The 3,998-nt window shown below is 45.0% G+C and carries 1 protein-coding gene and 1 pseudogene (1 of these 2 running past the window's edge); both read right to left on the bottom strand.

Features of this window, described 5'->3' with window-relative positions:
• Positions 1-717 carry the start of a hypothetical protein gene (locus tag A2048_08785; protein ID OGP08829.1) on the bottom strand. 1,740 nt of this gene lie to the left of the window's left edge, so the window shows 717 of its 2,457 coding nt (coding positions 1-717); the start codon lies at positions 715-717; its stop codon lies beyond the left edge, outside the window.
• Positions 718-782: 65 nt separating this feature from the next.
• A pseudogene (locus A2048_08780) lies at positions 783-3,998 on the bottom strand (hypothetical protein).

Here is a 3,998-nt window from a genome sequence, read left to right as displayed (position 1 = left end):
GCCGGGGCCATAATTTGAAAATGGAAAGTCACGAATCTTTTCTTTTATCATTTGGGTGAATTGCGCATAAAACGAAAGGGAAGAACTTGTTGATTTGGGGTAAATGAAAGCAACAAAATAAGAATTGTCCTCACTGATATAAAAGGGATTGTCAATGGCATCCCCATAACCGGCGCTATATTTTTCAATGAGATCGTCAAATTTCAGTTCTGAATTTTTATTTCCATCCGATTTTGTTTCATCTTCTTCAAGGTCCACATAGAGACCCTTTAATTTTTCCTTTTGGATTTGACGTTGAACGCGTTCTTTGACCTTTTGCAGGTCTTCCAGATCGATGTATAAAAGCTTGTGGTCATCAAAAAATTTATAATTCTTCCGCTCAATCTTTACTTCACGAACATCCGGAAGTGCCCTGAGGTTATTGGCCAAATCGATCATGACCTGCTTGTTTTTTTCGGTATGGGGAGATTCGACAATAAGGGCCAAATTCCCCCCCGTGCTTTTCTTGAATTTTTTCTTAAGCTGGCGGCTTAAGGCGACACTGGTATGATCATCGGGTAAAAGGGCTGAGAGTTCGCTTGTAATGGTGGTGATAAGGCGAACCGCCCGTGGCGCGGTGATAGCCGTGGCTGCCATAAAGAGAATAAGAATCCACCAGGAATGACGAATTAATCTTTTGACAAATTTGTCGGCTAGGGAATCAAACTTCAAAGACATTGGGGTTTTGTAGTGGCATCACAAAAAAAGATCAATTGATATTGTGGCGGATGACCGCGCTCATTTTAGGGTCTTCCAGGTTGACCATAGTTATAGTTAAATTGCTCGAAGCGAATATCAACCTCATTATTGAGTTGATTAAACTCTTGGAGAGATCGGTTTGCACGATCTTGGGCATCCTGAATGGGATCGCTTGAAAAATTTCTTAAATTATCCGGTAAATGATTCAAACCTGGCATTATAGCCTGAGGGCCAAATGCCGGAAGTATCCATGATCTTACTTCCCGATTTTGATAAGTCATCATGAAAATGGCTCTCCCATTACCCAGAACTTTCAAATCCATAGTCCTATAATTTTGCCCATCATCAGAAATATCAAGGACCGCGGGAACCTGTTCCCATCCCACGCCCGTCTTGTTGCCGTAAAGGTTCCATGCATCATTCTGATGCTCAAACCAAACAGCCGCCCGTTGGGCATTTCCATAACCTATTGATGAATACAAAGGATGCATGGCCACGCCTTGCTGGTTGCGGTTAATTGTTCGAATATGAAAATTATTCAAATCAGCCGCATTAAGAACAGCTTCGTATAAATTGGAACCCTGAATCCAGGTAATGGAAACAAGATCATTTTCCATGGGATTGACTTGCATATTTGAAATAGGAATATCTGCCTGTCTTATTATGGAAAAAAGCGATCGTTGATTATTTTCTGGATTGAAGAGAAATCCTTCAAGTGATGTGCCGTCTTCCCAGATCACAATTTTGCCCAGAGAGGTTTCAACCACTTTTAGCGAAGAAACATTGTTCTCTGATGGTATGCCTCCCAGATTATTCGGAGGGATTGCAATACCACTACGATATAATTCAATATATACGGCATCTCCTTGCTCGTTAGGTATTTGAAGTGCCGTTGCCATGGTCAGGGTACCATCGGAAGCCAGAGAAAAACTCGTTGAATCGAAATTCATACTAAGAGTTCCCGTTCTCTGTGGGACACCATCCGGAAGCAATATATATCTTATTCTGCTATTATTAGCAGCTTCTCCCCATATGACGGCTGTTTGACCAATTGCATTAGATAGAATTTTGTAGTTACTTAAACTAAGAGACTGGACATGCGTTGTCACAATACTCCATTGTCCAAATGCATCAATAGTACGGGACCGAATGCTAACACGATGTTCATCGTCTAATTCTGTCCATAAAAGGAGGAATCTGTTTTCACTTAAACCAACCACTTGCTCCACGGCAACAGATAATGCATTCATAGAACTCACATCGGACACATTCTTCCATTGGCTGCCATCTGTAAGGCGTGCCTTGATCAATTTTTCCTGGTTATTTGGAGAGGTTTCAACCCAAGTAAACAGAGTGCCATTCTCCGAATGGCCCATGACATAACTTGAAGGGATCGCCGAAATACTTAAATCGTGCGACCGATCAGTCCAGCACATTTGATTTTCAGAAAATACACGGGCTCTCAGGGTATTTGATGCATTCCCCTGCCCTTGAAACCACACACCGTATCCCATGTTATTTCCCATGGGAACATATTGTACCTTCCTCATCTGAGGGGCATTCCCCTCTTGCAACCCTACACGCCAGTAATCCTGATTTTCCGCCAATTTGTCCTGGGGCACACATTCAAGAAAACAATCGTCACGGGGTTCCCGGTTAAAATGTTGCGCAAAAGAAAGATAGCGTCGTGATATATCGTCGGGCACCTCTCCATGCCCCATTTCACACATGGTGACATCTAACTGGTTGATAAGATCGTCTTTGACAATCCCGGCCAGTCTGGGATCAAATTGGTTAAACATGGTGTCCAAGGTAGCCGGAAAATTATCCGTGGTGAGCATTAATTGAGCCAGCATTTGAAGAAGATCCCTGGGAAACGGGAGTGCTTCATGCACAAGGCGTTCCAAAAGAGGCAGTAGCAGATCCATGGCGCCATTCATGCCACCGGATAATTCCCATTGCACCTCGGGTTGGCAGAGGCCCTGTACAGGAACGATTTCAACATTTACAATACCGGCACAATCACGAGCAATGGCATTGGCAGAATCACCATTAACAAAGGACCCCAAAAGTACACGTTCACCCAAAAGACTTTTTGATATCACAAACATGAGGGGAGCCGCATAATTGCCCTCCATAAATCCCGGCAATTGAGCGACAGTATTGATGCATGTATTAACTTCGGGATTAACTTGCCCATCGGGTTGAGAAAGAGCTTCTTGAAGAGCCGCCAATGAGGGTTCAATGGGATCTCCATGGGAAGAAAAATAAACCTCGGAACGGGGGCAAAGATTCTCAACTACAGCCCGTTGCTGACAAACCGAAGGTTCCCCATGGCATTCCCAACCTTCTTCGATAATGCACTCATCATCGCATCCGTCGTCAGGGTTACTATTATGATCATCACAAGCCTCTCCTCCCCTGACTAAGCCATCCCTGCAGATGGAGACAACGTTCCCATGGTCCAATAAGAATCCTGCTTCCAGCCTGCATTGTTGACTGCATCCATCCCCATTACGGATATTACCATCGTCACATTGTTCTTCGCCCTCACGTCTGCCATCACTACAAGAAATTGGATGGAAACCCCCGCCATTGCCGGGTAAGCAATTGGGGGATGGATCATCCGGGCAGATATCTTCATCATTTTCAACTCCATCGTTGTCTCTGTCATCATTAGGAGGAAGTTCTTGCAATGGCTCGACGGGAGCTACAGCCCCACCACCATTCCCAGCTTGACACTCAGGGTTTGGATCAAGCGGGCACGGATCGGCATCGCCGCATTTGAAATCACCATCAGGATCTTCACCCCCTTCGGGACAACGATCACAATCATTGCCGATGCCATCCCTGTCAGCATCTACTTGAGCTGGATTGGGAAAATCAGGGCAATTATCCCGGACATCAGGAACACCATCCCTGTCTTGATCGGGAGCTGGATCTTGGTTATCACAGGCATTTCCAACACCATCTCCATCATCATCAACTTGGTCGGCATTGGCCTGATCGGGGCAATTATCACAAGCATCCCCTTGGGCGTCTCCATCGCTGTTGGCCTGATCATTGTTAGCCACAGCCGAGCAATTATCTACGTCACCGCAGAAATTGTCCCCATCCATATTGTTATTGATATCATTGGGGCAGGCATCATCAGCTCCACAAATACCGTCTCCATCTTGATCATCAATTCCGCCTAAAACGCACTGATCTTGCGGAAGGGGTTCCGGTGGATTAAGGGCTGCAAAAAGATCGGGAAGGAC

Source organism: Deltaproteobacteria bacterium GWA2_45_12, assembly GCA_001797365.1.
In the GTDB taxonomy this organism is placed as follows: Bacteria; UBA10199; UBA10199; order UBA10199; family UBA10199; genus UBA10199.
This window is presented reverse-complemented; position numbering and strand designations above follow the sequence as displayed.